Origin of the sequence: Reichenbachiella carrageenanivorans (genome assembly GCF_025639805.1) — a bacterium.
Classification (GTDB): Bacteria; Bacteroidota; Bacteroidia; order Cytophagales; family Cyclobacteriaceae; genus Reichenbachiella; species Reichenbachiella carrageenanivorans.
Window position 1 is genome coordinate 4,136,086 of sequence record NZ_CP106735.1, and the last position, 13,046, is coordinate 4,149,131.

Here is a 13,046-nt window from a genome sequence, read left to right on the forward strand (position 1 = left end):
TGTCACGTCCTGAAATATGGCTACAGGTTAAAAGTTAAATTTATGCTACTTTGCTGTACACCTGTTCAGGGGTTTTAAGTCCTAAAGATAGGTGTAATCTTTTATTGTTATAGATGTCAATTGCGTTTTTAGTTGCCTGTTTTGCATGGCTTGTATTGACAAAACATTGGTCAAGATAAAACTCATCTTTTAGGATGCCATTCACTCTTTCAGCCACTGCGTTTTCGTAACAATGGTTCTCCTCTGTCATACTGATTTTCATCTTTCGTTTTAGGAGCTCATTGACATATTGTTTACTGCAATATTGGATGCCTCTGTCCGAATGATGAATCAAATTTGATCCTGGTTTCGCTTTTCTAAAAGCAGACTTTAACGCCCTGAGACAGCCTGCTAATTCCAATGAATCACTCACATCAAACCCTACTATTTTCCTTGAATACAAATCGGTAATCAAAGCCAAATAACAGAAGCCTCTGACGGTTCTTATATAGGTGATATCTGATACCCAAACTTGATTGGGAACTGTGATATTCAAGTCCTTTATCAAGTTGTTGTACTTGTAAAAATGATGATATGAATTGGTCGTCTTGCAAGAGACTTTCTTACGCCTGACAAGCATGTCATTGGCTCGTAATATATCGAATAAACGATCTCTGCCTATTTTTATACCTAATCTACTAAAGTCGGTAGCCAGATGCATTTGAAGCTTTTGTGTGCCTACTCTCGATTGAATTTTTCGCTCCTCTTTGACTAAACTGATCACTTTGGCTTCCGTGCTTTTTTGCACCTCAAAACGCTCTTTACATTTGTAGTATGCGTCTCGATTGAGACGCATACTACTACATACTTTTTGAACACTCGCTAGCCCTGTTTTTCTTGATTTTCCTACTGCTCGCATCAGGGCTTGATGTTTAAAGTTTTTTTTAAATCATCCACGCTTTTATAGCCCATATTCTCGGCTGCTACTTCTAAATAAGAGTCAAGCATTAGATTGTCCAGATCTTTCTTCAAGAGTAAGTCTTTGAGTTGCTGGACTTCTTTTTGGAGCTCCTTAATGCGCCCGATTTCGTCTGTTGTTTCCACAGTTACACGAGTGTTCATAAGGTCTTTCCGGTCATACTTTTCGATCCACTTATTGAGGGTGGTGCGGTTGATGTCGTAGATGCGACCTATTTCTGTTTTGTTGTATTTACCTGTACTAAGTTCGGCTAAAACTTTGAGTTTGTAACCTTCGCTGTACCTGCGATTGATTCCGTCATTCTTATACATTTTGCTACGTGATGTGTAGCCTTATTTTAGGACGGGTCATCCTGCACCATAACGTCCATGTATGAGTCGTGGCGGTTTAAAAGCACTAAAGATAGCGGTTTTCTTCAAGCCAATCCTGCGGATTGGCCGCTAATTTTATTCTCCCAAGCGAGCCAGTCCGCAGGATTGGCGGACTATCAGACACCCACTAAGCCTCGACTCTACCACCAACCCGCCATGACTTCATACATTATGTTAGCGGAAGTTTATTCCAGAAATTTTAATCTTTCATTTGTTAAAAACTCATAGATGAAATTCGCAGTTTCTTTGTTCAAAAGTTTCGAAACTGTGAGATCAAATAGTTTGCCTTTTAGCAACTGACTCCATGACTTCTTAGAGAGCCTTTCTTGCATTTGTCTCATCTCTTCGAAATCATCATAAATGATTTCTTGACCAAGTCCGAGTTTGTTCAGTCGTTCAAGTATTTCATCAATTTTTTCATTTAAACTGCTTTCGGTCGCTTGCTTTTCAGTTTTTCGTTTCTTGGAGTTAAGCTTTCTTTCGATGTAATTAGCACCTTTGACGGTTAGCTGAACCTCACTTTTGTTAGAGTACTTGTCTTTTTTGACGACATAGCCTCTTCTGTCAAGATCATCAGCAATTTCAGAAGGTTCGTCTGTTCTGTATGGAATATCATTGTAATCAAGTATTAAAGCAATGTCATAATAATTATCATTGAAAACATGTGATAGTTTTTCCAGTATGTAATCTTGCTTTTCTCTTATACTATTAATCGTTGGTCGTTCTATCCCCTTTAGTGAATCTATCAGCTTTACATAGTCTCTGAAGAATTTAAAAGTCTTCTTCAACCTTGTTACTCGATATTTTTGTTCTTCCAGTTCTGGATGTTTGCTTCGTTCAATATCATACCTAAACCCAAAATCGTCTAATAGACTTATTGTACTGGTGGAAATCATTCCCGTCAGAATTTCAGGTTCAGGTGAGATACTTTTTTGAGCAAAGTCTTCGATCTTTTTCTGAAGTTTCTCAAGTTCCTTTTTAAGCAATTCAGGATTAGTCTGTTGAGAATCCGTTAGAGTGTTGATTGAAATAGAAAATCTATCTAGTTCACCAGTAAAGTCTTGATATTTAATTTTGATTAATGTGAATTTCACGACTTGCAGTAATTTCCGCTAACCTTTAGCTTTCCTGTCTATAATTAATCAAAGAAATAAAGGTTTTACTTTTAATAGTAAAAGAAAGCAAGCCAGAACTACGCGCTAACCAAGTTACCCAGACTTATCGGGCGATTCAGGGCTTGCTTTCCATTGTTAAATGTTCAGATAGATATTCAGGGATCCCGATCCGTCGAGATGCCCTAACATCAAGGTTTTGAACTTAATATTGAAATTATGGAAAATACCACCCCTAAACAAATCTTCTACCCACATATCGTGGGTATAGACATTAGCAAAATGAGTATTGATGTGGCTTTGATTAACAGCTCATCGATGAAGTGCAACAATGCCTTGTTTAGTAATGATAGCGAAGGCTTCCGGAAAATGAAAAGATGGCTTAAACAACATGGCAATGACTGTGGTGAGGACATCCTTTTCTGCATGGAACATACCGGTATCTATACCAGAAACATTGTCAAGTATTTGCTCAAAAGAGGATGCAAAGTTTGGCTGGAATCCTCCCTGCACATCAAAAGAAGCATGGGACTAATCAGGGGTAAGTCAGACAAAATCGACGCTGAAAGAATTGCCAATTTTGCTTTTGATCATCAACGTGATGCCAAACTGGTCAAACTCTCACATCCTACCTTAAACCGCCTCAAAGATCTAATGAAAACCAGAATGAGGCTTCAAAAAAGTTTACACAGTCAGCAAATTGCTGTAGATGAGTTGACCAAAGTAGACCCAAAAGCAGGACGTGAAATCGAAAGAATCAGTAGGTCAGCTATCAGTGGGTTAAAAAAATCTTTAGATAAAGTTGAAGCCAAAATGGACGAATTGATTCAGATAGATAAACACTTAAAGGCCCTCTACGAATTGGTCACTTCGGTGAAAAGTGTAGGCAAGGTTTTGGCCGTGGATCTGATCGTTTATACAGAAGGATTTACTCGCATGTTGGACAACCGAAAGCTGGCTTGTTATTGCGGTGTAGCTCCTTTCGAATACAGTAGTGGAACCAGCATATTTGCCAGTCCAGGCACATCAAGTTTTGCCAACAAACAACTCAAATTTCATCTACACATGTGTGCGATGAATGCCATCAAATGTCACAAAGAACTTCGAGGATATTACCTTCGGAAAACCGAAGAAGGGAAAAGTAAAATGAGTGCACTCAATGCAGTGAGAAACAAACTACTCCATAGAGTAGTCGCCGTAGTAAAAAGAGGAACTCCTTATCAAGAGAAATTGGATTAAAAAAAGACCAATACGCTTGTTTTTACCATAGATATCGCCCAGCTACCCTCCGTGGTGCTTGACGTGTATTTTGTTTCGGTTACAAATTAGGAAAATCTTCGATTTTCATCACTACCTTTTTGATCTAGGTGAGGAAAAGCGAAGATTTTCCGGTGCTGATAGAAACCGCCGCTCTTGACTCTAGCAGTAATCACCATGGAGTGGTAGGTAATGTTATGCCACTTTATGATCTCCAATTAGCTTTGTTTTAGATTCAATTAGATTAAGCTTTTTAAAATCCGGAAACAAGTTACTAACATCCTCAGGTGTATTTAGAGAGGGATGAATTTCTAGGCCTTTGTTGATTAGACTAGATATTGTAACTATTGAATGCTTTAATCTTTCTAAATCCTCGTTATTAGATTCTTTGTAGTATTCATCATTCAATGCCTTTGACTCAGTTTCTATGAGAAGTTCAAGTTGCTTTTTTTGTGCGTCGAGAAATACTTCCTTCTGTTCATTGGCCAGCTCAAGGCTCTTTACGTGTTCTTCAAAAATTTTCCCTTCTTGCTTTTTCTTATGAATAACGGCGCTTGCCCAAGCGATTCCTCCAACCAAGCCAACCGCTAAAGGACTTGCTACAACAACCACAAACCAGATTGATCCATTTTCTACACTTTTGATACTCGTATTTCCGTCAATATTCTTGTGTGAAATCGGAATTGAAATTGATTTGTTTAGTTCATTTGATATTTTGGAAAGTTCAGAAAAATCGTTGGTAGGTGGGAGTTTTATTCTAACAGAATTTTCAAATTCATCCAGAAATACTTCACTCAAAGTTTTGTGCAGGGCTTCAATGGCGATTTTTAAATAGTTATAATTGGTTTCAACTAATCTCCGTTGATTTCCGTCAATTTCGGTTTGATCAGTGGTTTTGCTAACAAAAAAATCACTCCATAGGGGATCTACCTGTTCTGTAAATAATTCATTTTGATGAAGGATTCTAATGGCTTCTTTTGTTACTTTAATTCCAGATACAGAGCCTTTATCCTTACCGTAATCAAATTTTACATTAAGCATCAAATTTGGATAAACTTGCTTAACGATTTGTGAAGTATCTCTAATATTCATTCTTATAGGTTATGTGGCATAACGCCACGCTATCAGGCGTGGGGATTTTTATCTTCTAAAGTTAAATAATGCAATGAACTATCCAACAGTTACAATCTTTCCTAAACAACTGAAACCCCATGACTGATCAGCGAATGTTATGCTCTTTTCTTCGGTTTAAAGTTCTCTTGGTTGATTGTTCTAATAAATCTTGAAAGTTCGTTGGATAATTCTGTCACGTTGTTCATTCGATGATTTTTGACTGATATTCTTTTTGATACACCTTGAAAGTCCAAGTCGATATCATCTGTTGAAAATTTTCGAGTCAAACGTCTCACTTCATCTTTACCGATAACTTCAACTTCGGTTAAAGCTTGAAACTTTATAATATCAGGTTCGTGCTGTGTGTCCACCTCCGCGATAATCTCGAAGTTATCAATCTGACCTGTCAAAATTGGCTCACAAAATTGCCATTTATTTTTATCGTTCTTCAGTTGTTCTCTAAACCCGTGGTTCAATAGCTCTGAAAATGGATGAGTGCTAAATGCCTTTCTTCGTTTATGTAAATCCCAAGTTCCTCGAACAGTTCCAACAACAAGTATGAATAGTGGCATTCCTATTCCTGCACCAAAAATCACTGTCAGAAAGAGTGTTAGTTCAGGTACTTGCCCGTTCAAATAGCCAATTCCGAAAGCTATCAGCACTAGAGCTAGGAAAAGTACTGATGTAAATTTGAACGCAAATACAATTTTAGTCTTATTGAGTTGGAAAAATTCTTTCATGCAGTCGATTGAGCATAACGTCCGCGTATGGCGAGTGCCCTCGCGGTTTCTAAAAGCAGAAAGATAGCCGAATCGCGACAAACCACAAAAGCCTGTATAGCCATTCCTGTTGATTCGAGGCTGCCAGCTAATCCGAATGTCCATTCTACGGCCTTCTACTCTTTCCGAGCGAAGCGGCGGTGCTGTTGCACGCAACGCTTTTGGTAAGGCAGCATGGGCATTCGCTATCACGCTATGTTATGCACCTTTTTCGTTATTCAAGTTGTTCACGAACCCAGCTGATGTATGCCTGTTCCTTGAAGTCAAACCAGTTTTGACGATACTCAGAGTTGTCTATGGCCCAATTGAATTTGCTGAAAGGTTTACGTTGAGAAAGCTGGTTAAAAAGCCGAGTTCGAAAATTCTCGTCAGTTAAGGAGTTCGCAAAGTCTTCCATGACTCTAAATGCCTGATTGGAACCCATCTTCTCAAATCGTTGGTATTCACCCCAATTTGCATCAATTCTGTCTAGGGTCTCTTGCCAAGCTTCGGGATCAAAATATTCACTGTTCGGGTCGGGGTGATGTTCAATCGTACCAGTTGGTTCGTGAAAGAAGCAGAGTTGACCACAATCCAAAAGTTCGGCTATCTCCTTGATATGTTCTTCTGTTGGCTGCATCTGAGTCTTATAGATCGTGGTGCATAACGGTTAGTATATGAAAAGTAGGCGATTTCGAAGCACTAAACTTTCGGTTATGCACAAACTTTGACATGAACCAAAAGCCTTGAACATACTACTATTTCGCCTATTTTTTATATACATTGTTGGCAAATCGTTTTTATTTTCCAAACAGGAATTTAATTTTTGTGAAACCTGAAAAACAGGTTGTGTACCAGAAATTATCATTGAATACTATGGTTCTACAAAAGAGTGATTTTTCCATGCTAATTTTCATTTAAATTAAAAAATGACTTACTTTTTCTCAGCAATCGCAATCGAAATAAATTCATTGATGTAGTCGGCCGTAGCTTTAGGGTCGTTTGGTAAATACAAACGCAAAGAAGCATTCCAACCTTCCACAACATCGACTGAATAAGACGAACCACTATTGAAATCAACGGTTACGGTTCCATCGCCATTGTCTTTCATACGGTCCATGCTGATGTAGAAATTCTCTTTGGCAATCCACGATTTGTCATTATAGGTTGTAATCGAGAAAAATCCGCCATTTTCATAATCTAAGTCAGGCTTAGGGAAGGTTATTGTTTGATTTTTAGCATCGCTCCCTTGACCTTTAATCAAAGCGGTGTACTGCGCATAAGCAGGAGGTAATCCGCCCCAGCCCATCGCGGCACAGTGTAAATAATCTTTTTCGTTTACATCTTCTGGTTTAGTACCAAAACCTGTAAAACTTGAAATCTGCAAACCGTCTTCCGTCACATCTTTAATCAGTTTGTTTCTAAATGCTTCCACGTCTTCTGCTTTATACCCTTTTGCTTCGTAAGGTTTAGCCGATTTGGCATCGATTACCATGCTTTCTTGTGCGCGTTTGGTTTCTTCCATATCGTCAGAAATTCGGGTTCTTGCCAGAATATAAACATAGTCACCACCAGTTAAATCTTCAGATGAAAGGGTTGCCGTTTCTCCTGCAAAAACAACTTTTCTGGTAAAGTGATTTTCATCAATGAGCTGCATCATTTGCATGGCGCCATTTTCCCTTTCGGGGATAGAAAATGTAGCTCCTTTGCTCACATCAACCAACGCCAACGAATAAATAACATCGGCATTAGAGCGGATAATCGTTTGGTTTTCCATGGTTACCGCCTCTTTGTGTAGCCATTCGTTAATCGGTTTTGCATTTTGCTGAATATTGCAATTCCAGTCCGTTTCTGCTTTTACGTAATTATCTTTTGTCACCTCCATCTGCGTTGCGGCAGTTTGTTCGGTTTCTTTTGTTTCTGATTTTGTCTTGTGATTGTTGTTGCATGATGTAAATGCAATCGTGCAAATCATCATTGCTGTAATTGTTATTTTTTTCATTTTACTGGAGTTATAATTATATAAGTTTTGGTTTTTAATGTTTGCCAACGACCAGCTAAAATCCGTAGGCTGGACATCTGTAAATATCTAGAAAGTATCTTAACCCACCAACCTTGGCAAATATCTCAGTAAGCCTATGGATTTTTAGCGTCTGTTAGGTTTTCGTGCATTTTTCCGTCCTGTTTCTGCGTTCTTGTTAGTTCGTTGTTTGCCTAAATTCGTCCAATATTGTAGAGAGGATTATCTTCATCGGTATTATCTTTTTTAAGGTTAAATCGTACTTTAAGAAAATCCCCAACTATTCGGGCATTCTGAATACGAGATTTATTTTCAAGGCCAAGAGTAGGCAAAATGTGAACCGGACTAGTTTCTAAATGCATTCTGAACTCTTCGGTTTTAAAGGCTTCTAATGGAAATTCTATATAGAATTCCTTTTCATCTTGATAAACAATATCATGAAATTTCTTTCCTAATTCTTCTGCATATTCCTCTTCACTTCCCTTAAAATCCTTTAGCTTCTGCTTCGTTTTATAATTGGCAACAAAAAGCAACATTGCCGATAATATTTGCCAATCTAGCCACCCTTCTCGTCTGAGTTCCCAAACAAATTGATGGAAATGCACATTTTGTGTTAGCTTGCTAAGAGTGATGTAAAGACCGTTATAACTATTTTTGTATCGTCCCTTAATGGCTTTAATGGCCTCTTTCTTATCATACTTTTGACTTATATCATTTCGCCAAACAAGAACATCGTTTTGTCTTGGTAAAGAAGCGAATGCGTTGCTATCAATGTTCGCAAGCTCGAATCCATTAAGAAATTCAAATTCCTCTTTTTTAAACAGAAATCTATACATTCTTTGATATAGATTTCCAGACAAGGACCTATTAGGTAAGTCAAAATCCTTCAGAAGTCTTTCAAAAAGGTGTTCAAATTCTTCTTTTTTCAAAAGGCTGAACTCAAGAAGAATCAACTTTAGCGTCAAAGAAACAGATGCTGCGTGAAAATTAATTTCTTCAGGTTTTGGACTATCAAAATGCTTCACAAAAGCTTTCCAAGTATATGCATCAGTTGAGAGTTGTTCAGGAGCTTGTAAATCCTTCGAAAGTTCAAGCTGAATTCTTAATTCACCCTTAACAAAATGGAAATCGAATTCAGAAAGTGCCATTTCAGCTAATAATATCTGGAGAAATGAGCAGAACTCCTCCGCAATTGGGATATTATCAAAATTGTTCTCAAACTCAATTGTCCACTTAATGCCTAAGGCAAGGAATATAATTTCTGAACTATTTCCGAAATCACTAAGTGGATAACTGTCAATTTTTCTGTCAATCAGATTAATAATCTTCTCGTCAGGATACTCTTCTTCAATAATCTCAAATGCGGGTTCTATATAGTTTTCTCCAACTGATCCAAGAGATTTCAAAACTTGTTCAGATAGACCATTTTCATCTTTAGCAATACTTGGAATTGCTTTTAATATGATTGCGAATGCTGAAAAAGTTTCACCGAGCATCTCTTCTTCAAGAATGTTCAAATCATCTGAGCTAAATTCAAATCTGGATGTAATAAAGAGACGAAAATCCCGAATTGCAGAAAGCCACCTTCCCTGCAGAAAATCATAATAAAATAGCATATTGAATCCCTTGATCAATTTGTCAAAATAGATTTCAGTTGTGCCATTTAATAATATCCATAGCCCAGAAAGTGCGTAATTCTTTGCTGCGATATTCAGACCCATAGAGGAGTATAATTGCGAGATGTTTAGAAGAGCAAGAATATGACCTTCGATTGTTTCGCTACGATAGTAGAGGTCTTTTGCTTTATGAAAATAATCCAGAGCTTTTAACAAGAGCCTTCTATCCTTTGATTGCATATAGGAATAACCTCGTTGCACCTGTACTTTAGCCTTACTGAAATCTCCATCTCTTTTGCTTATTAAATCATCCAGTTTTTCATTAAAGGCTTCTAGCTCATTGATCAATTCTAAAAACTTATCGGAATCTATTTTCAATAAGAAAGCACAGTATTTATTGATTCGCTCTCCAAAAGTTGTTACGTGGTATAAATCTGCCTTATCAATATTTTCAAGAACTTTAGAGTAGTACTTAACTAGCTCTTTAGGTATTTCTTTTCTCTTTTCAAGGTTGCTCATCAGAAGAGCTTGGTTGCCTAAAATCTCGTAATAATGGCAGATATCATTTGGATTGATTGAGACTGACAACCTGTTTTCAATTTCTATCTTTAGATTTTTATTCCACTCAATTATTTGTGCAAACTCAATATCTAATTTTTTCGAAAGAGAGGTAGTAAAGCAGATATTGAGTATAGCCTGATAATCTTCGAGTTCTTGTGGATTTTTAAAGTTGTTCAAGTTGCCAAGGTATTCTTTAACAAGGGTCTCATCACCCAATAGATCTCCTGTTGGTTGCTTGAAGTTTTCCTCAGGTAAAACCCTCAGCCAGACATATTCATAAACTGCCTTATTCCTGAGGTACTCGTCTAAGTCAAGTTCCTTGATATAAAAATTCAAAAGGGTAATCCAGAACTCTGAGTGACGATGTAGATGGCTATTTCGTCTACAATGTCTTCCAGCATCAATGATTTCAAATAGCTCTCCAAGGATTAAATGATCAATTTTTTCAACTTCATTCCATCGAGCTTTTACTTCCCAATACCATCGGTCAGTGTCGGAAGAGCTTGACTTTATAAGGCGTTCTAAAATTTTACTGTTAAGATTCCTTTCTTCAGGTATTTTTTGAGTTGCCTTCAGAGAGGCTTCCTTGTAAAGAATACCAAATAAGGACTCTATTTGATGATCTCCTAGATTCAGGTTCAGGTTTTTGAGACGCAGATTGATTCTATCAATTGTTTCGGAAAACTCTAATTGAGGATTTGTTTCTCCAAAAGACCATTTAATATTTCTAACAAAGCTTTCCCATTCTGTATCCTGAATTGATTTTAGTTGCTCTAATGATTCTGAAATTATTTTAGGCTCATATTCCTCTTTTAATTGTTCTGACTTAGATGTTACATATTCAGTAATTATTGCCTTTGTTAATTGTTTACATTTCTCAATTAAATCAGATTCAAGATTATCCTGATTTTCATACCATTGTCTTAGGAGTTCGGCATTGTTGTCTTTGTATTTTCCCGCAATACTGGTATTTGTTTCAAAAACGAATTCTTTGTCAAAATCTTTGTATCCAGTCTTTATGTGGAGAAAAAAGAAGTTTATTAGGCTTTTTACAATTTCCTCACTCTTAAATGAGAAGTTTGAGGCATAGAGTTTGACTTGTCTGAATTTCAATTTTCCATTGGATTCATCTCTTTGAAAAATGTCATCCTCAAATTCACAGAAAATCTCTTCATCCAGCCCGTCTTGATAGTTTTCAATCCATAATTCTAAAGTTCGAAGTATTTGATACTGATAGCCTCTTTGGGAATCAACTGCTTCGGTATTTCTCTGATATATATGGAGTTGGTTATTCATCCTTAGTTAAGTGCGAAAATAAAATTAAAGCTATTTTGCAAGTTTTAGTCTGTGGTTTGGCTTGACTTGCAATTATCAAGAGGATAATCCTCTGCGTCACGGCATGAAACCTAACGGTCTTGTATAACCGCCAGTTATGGGGTTATATGCGTTAATATCCGGTTGAGCATATTCCGATTGGATTTGGACTTAGTAGAATCTGCCGTAATTGCGGTTATATAATGTTGGCAACAGTTACTCTAATTCATATACCTTTTTTCCTTCTTTTATAGATTCTAAGACTTGAATGTCGTGAATTTGAATTGGGTCAATTTTAAGTGGGTTTTTATCTAAAATCACAAAATCAGCTAATTTACCAACTGTAAGTGTACCCTTTCTCCCTTCTTCAAAGTACTGGAAAGCTGCCCAATCTGTTAAGGTTTTCAATCCTTCATAAACTGTAATTCTTTGGTCTGCACCTAGTACTTTACCGCTTCGCGTTACACGGTTAACAGTAGCATCCAATACGCGCATTGAGTTAGGAAAGGTGACTGGTGCATCGTGATGTGAAGTGATAGTAAGTCCAGCGTCAATCACATCTCTACAAGGAGAAATATAGTCTGCTCTTGGCTCTCCCAATACAGACTCTTTATGCCAATCTCCCCAATAAAAGGTATGCATAGGAAATAGAGAAGGAAGGATACTTAATTCAACCAATTCAGGAATTTGATCTTTACGTAAGGTTTGCCCGTGAATAAGTACAGTTCTGTGATCTAGATATCCAAATTCTTTTTCGGCAGCCCCTACAGCTTTTATGTATTGATCTATAGCAGCATCTCCATTACTATGACATAAAATTTGCCATTTGTTTTTAAAAGCCGTTTTTACATATTCGGTTGCTTTATCGTCATCCATAATCGGATAACCTTCATAGCACCCTGTTCTACCTTCAGGATTCACATGATAACATTTGGTAAGCCAAGCTGTTTTTCCTTGTGGAGAACCATCTAAAGTTAACTTTACACCTCCTAATCTAAACTTGTTTTTATACTGGTGTGTTGGTGTATAAGTTCCTTCTGCAACTTGTTCGATGCCTAAAGTCATATCCGGGTAGGCAACGACATCAATATAATAAGCTTGTTCATCGGCTGCTTTTCTAAGTGCAGCAAGCTGATCTGTTGTCGTTCTACCATCTTGTGCTGTTAAGTAGCCTTTTTTGGCATATTCGTCTTGACCTTGCTTAATACACTTGGCTGCCATATCATCGTCAATTTTCCCTAATACAGGGAATAAGACTTTAAAAAAAGCAGCTTCTTCTAAGACTCCGTTAGGATTTCCGTTGCTATCTTTTCTTATGACGCCTCCATCGGGGTTAGGTGTATTTGCTGTGTAGCCCATTAGCTCTAATCCCTTGGAGTTGATAGAAGCTAAATGTCCCGATTGATGAATAATAATAACAGGCAGATCGGTACTTACTTTGTCTAAATCAGAAGCTTTTGGATGATCTTTTTCTGCTAATTGAGAATCATCATAACCGTTACCAATTATCCATCCCAATTTTTCTAAAACATATTTACCTGTTTCTGTTTCCTTGTATTCATTTAATGTTTCAACTACAGAATTAAAGTCTACACCAGGACCATCAGGTGGTGGTAAAATATTCGCACACATAGCTGTAAAGCCTACATTGTAAAAATGCCCATGTCCGTCCAGAAATGCCGGAAGCATTGTTTTTCCTTCCAAATCCACTTGATTTGCTTTGTTGTAATTTTCCGATGCCTCGTCTTTGTTTCCTACAAAAACGATTTTCCCATTTTCTTCTACAACTGCTTCTGCATAAGTTGGCTCATCGCTTTCCATTGTAATAATGTCGCCATTGTAGTAGATTGTAGCCGTTTTTTCAACTACTGAAGTTTCTTTTTTCGTTTGATTGCAGCAAATAAAAACTATAGCAATCAAAATTGTCATTATAAGAAATTTAGTTTTCATATCGCTGTTTTTATAA

At 37.2% G+C, this 13,046-nt stretch carries 10 protein-coding genes; 1 reads left to right on the top strand and 9 read right to left on the bottom strand.

What is annotated here, in order from left to right:
- Window positions 1-40 precede the first annotated feature (40 nt).
- From N7E81_RS16725 to N7E81_RS16735, 3 genes are all read right to left on the bottom strand, one after another.
- Window positions 41-898: an IS3 family transposase gene (locus N7E81_RS16725; RefSeq protein ID WP_263050744.1), complete on the bottom strand. Its 858-nt coding sequence runs from the start codon at window positions 896-898 to the stop codon at window positions 41-43.
- Complete coding sequence (locus N7E81_RS16730) at window positions 898-1,269, bottom strand: transposase (RefSeq protein ID WP_263050745.1); 372 nt, start codon at window positions 1,267-1,269, stop codon at window positions 898-900. Before N7E81_RS16730 ends, N7E81_RS16725 begins: the two co-directional genes overlap by 1 nt.
- A 245-nt stretch (window positions 1,270-1,514) precedes the next feature.
- Complete coding sequence (locus tag N7E81_RS16735) at window positions 1,515-2,423, bottom strand: hypothetical protein (protein WP_263050746.1); 909 nt, start codon at window positions 2,421-2,423, stop codon at window positions 1,515-1,517.
- A gap of 237 nt (window positions 2,424-2,660) precedes the next feature.
- On the opposite strand from N7E81_RS16735, the gene N7E81_RS16740 reads away from it, so the two are divergent.
- Window positions 2,661-3,680, top strand: coding sequence for an IS110 family RNA-guided transposase (locus tag N7E81_RS16740; RefSeq protein WP_263049634.1), 1,020 nt, complete (start codon window positions 2,661-2,663; stop codon window positions 3,678-3,680).
- A gap of 213 nt (window positions 3,681-3,893) precedes the next feature.
- Here the strand turns inward: N7E81_RS16740 and N7E81_RS16745 are convergent, their stop codons facing one another.
- The 6 genes from N7E81_RS16745 to N7E81_RS16770 form a co-directional block, all read right to left on the bottom strand.
- Window positions 3,894-4,790 (bottom strand): hypothetical protein, encoded by an 897-nt coding sequence (locus N7E81_RS16745; RefSeq protein ID WP_263050747.1) that lies wholly within the window; start codon window positions 4,788-4,790, stop codon window positions 3,894-3,896.
- 137 nt (window positions 4,791-4,927) lie between these two features.
- The gene (locus N7E81_RS16750) at window positions 4,928-5,782 is read right to left on the bottom strand and encodes a hypothetical protein (protein WP_263050748.1); all 855 of its coding nucleotides are present in this window, start codon (window positions 5,780-5,782) and stop codon (window positions 4,928-4,930) included.
- 22 nt (window positions 5,783-5,804) lie between these two features.
- Window positions 5,805-6,209 (bottom strand): UPF0158 family protein, encoded by a 405-nt coding sequence (locus tag N7E81_RS16755; RefSeq protein ID WP_263050749.1) that lies wholly within the window; start codon window positions 6,207-6,209, stop codon window positions 5,805-5,807.
- A 294-nt stretch (window positions 6,210-6,503) separates the two neighbouring features.
- Window positions 6,504-7,571 (bottom strand): DUF1254 domain-containing protein, encoded by a 1,068-nt coding sequence (locus N7E81_RS16760; RefSeq protein WP_263050750.1) that lies wholly within the window; start codon window positions 7,569-7,571, stop codon window positions 6,504-6,506.
- 212 nt (window positions 7,572-7,783) lie between these two features.
- Window positions 7,784-11,062 carry a DUF4297 domain-containing protein gene (locus N7E81_RS16765; RefSeq protein ID WP_263050751.1) on the bottom strand — a complete coding sequence of 1,093 codons (3,279 nt, stop codon included), beginning with the start codon at window positions 11,060-11,062 and terminating at the stop codon, window positions 7,784-7,786.
- A gap of 234 nt (window positions 11,063-11,296) precedes the next feature.
- Window positions 11,297-13,030: an amidohydrolase gene (locus tag N7E81_RS16770; protein ID WP_263050752.1), complete on the bottom strand. Its 1,734-nt coding sequence runs from the start codon at window positions 13,028-13,030 to the stop codon at window positions 11,297-11,299.
- Between the last annotated feature and the right edge of the window lie 16 nt (window positions 13,031-13,046).

Coding starts and splice junctions, on each gene's coding strand:
- N7E81_RS16725 (WP_263050744.1), bottom strand. CDS start 898: ATGCGAGCAGTAGGAAAATCAAGAAAAACAGGGCTAGCGAGTGTTCAA.
- N7E81_RS16730 (WP_263050745.1), bottom strand. CDS start 1,269: ATGTATAAGAATGACGGAATCAATCGCAGGTACAGCGAAGGTTACAAA.
- N7E81_RS16740 (WP_263049634.1), top strand. CDS start 2,661: ATGGAAAATACCACCCCTAAACAAATCTTCTACCCACATATCGTGGGT.
- N7E81_RS16745 (WP_263050747.1), bottom strand. CDS start 4,790: ATGAATATTAGAGATACTTCACAAATCGTTAAGCAAGTTTATCCAAAT.
- N7E81_RS16755 (WP_263050749.1), bottom strand. CDS start 6,209: ATGCAGCCAACAGAAGAACATATCAAGGAGATAGCCGAACTTTTGGAT.
- N7E81_RS16760 (WP_263050750.1), bottom strand. CDS start 7,571: ATGAAAAAAATAACAATTACAGCAATGATGATTTGCACGATTGCATTT.
- N7E81_RS16765 (WP_263050751.1), bottom strand. CDS start 11,062: ATGAATAACCAACTCCATATATATCAGAGAAATACCGAAGCAGTTGAT.
- N7E81_RS16770 (WP_263050752.1), bottom strand. CDS start 13,030: ATGAAAACTAAATTTCTTATAATGACAATTTTGATTGCTATAGTTTTT.